The sequence below is a fragment of the Niveispirillum sp. KHB5.9 genome, from assembly GCF_048066115.1.
Classification (GTDB): domain Bacteria; phylum Pseudomonadota; class Alphaproteobacteria; order Azospirillales; family Azospirillaceae; genus Niveispirillum.
This window is the reverse complement of the sequence record NZ_JBLTYX010000065.1, coordinates 1-1,225: the sequence shown is the minus strand read 5'-3', so window position 1 is coordinate 1,225 and position 1,225 is coordinate 1. Positions and strand designations below refer to the sequence as shown.

The 1,225-nt window shown below is 64.6% G+C and carries 1 protein-coding gene; it reads left to right on the top strand.

Going from position 1 to position 1,225, the window contains the following annotated elements; genetic code table 11:
• The first annotated feature begins 220 nt into the window (after positions 1 to 220).
• A complete protein-coding gene (locus ACM9HJ_RS30950) occupies positions 221 to 1,192 on the top strand; it encodes an IS110 family transposase (protein WP_416575662.1) in 972 nt (323 codons plus the stop codon).
• Positions 1,193 to 1,225: the final 33 nt, after the last annotated feature.

The window sequence follows — 1,225 nt, the reverse complement described above, 5'->3', positions numbered from 1 at the left end:
GACCTGACCTTGTCTGTTTTTGGGTGGTAAGTTTGTTGTGCAGTTGAGGGAGAGCGGGCCCCGGTTAACCGGGGCCCGCTCGCGGGGTCAAAGGGTCGGACCTGACGTTGAGGGCGAACCTCGTAGCGTAGACGGACCTTTGCCCCTGATCCTCGGCTGCGCTCGAACGGTTGCCTGGCGCGCCTGTCTGCGGGTGACGCCGCAGACAAGGACGATCCTCATGCCCCGAGACAGCCTTGTTTTCAATGAACGCTACACCCTTGGTGTGGACGTCGCCAAGTACAAGCTGGATTGCAGCGAGGTGCCGGGCCGGTCGCACTGGCACCTGCGCAACAAGCCCGAACCCGTCGCGGCCCTGGTCGCGGAACTGCTGGCCAGACAGGCCGGCGGCACCGACATCCTGGTGGTGGTCGAGGCATCGGGCGGCTGTGAGCGGCTCCTGTGCGAGGCGCTGTGGGAGGCCGGCATTCCGGTGCATCTGGCCAATCCCAAACGGGCCCGCGACTATGCCAAGGCCATCGGCCGGCTGGCCAAGACCGACAAGGTCGATGCCGCCGTCCTGGCCAGCTTCGGCCAGAACCAGCGCCTCCACCTGCATCCCACCGCCCGGCCCGATCCCCGCCTGGAGGAAATCCGCGCTCTGGTCGCCCATCGACGGCGTCTCGTCGACGAGGCCGTCGCCCGCAAGAACGCCTTGCAGGCCGCCATGCCCGACGTCCTGCGGCGTCTGGTCGAACAGGAGCTGGAACGGCTCACGGCTGATGCCCAGACCATCCTCGATGCCGCCCGCGACATCATCGCCAGCCACGACGACCTTGACACCCGTCACGCCATCCTGCGTGGCTTCTGCGGTATCGGGCCCATCGCCGCCGCTGAGCTGATCGCCTACCTGCCCGAACTCGGGCGTCTCGACCGACGGCAGATCGCCGCCATCGCCGGCCTCGCACCCATGGCCGACGATTCAGGGAAACGCAACGGCAAGCGTTTCATCAGAGGCGGAAGGCCAGAGGTCAGGCGGGCACTCTACATGCCAGCCATCACTGCCATGACCGCCGACCCAATCCTCAAGGCATTCCATCAGCTCCTCATCGCTCGCGGAAAACCTCAGAAACTCGCCATAACCGCCGTCATGCGAAAACTGCTCATCCACATCAATGCAGCGTGCAGGGACAGCCTCAAGGCGCAAAACTAAAACACATTCTAGTCAATCAACACGGTTGTCTAC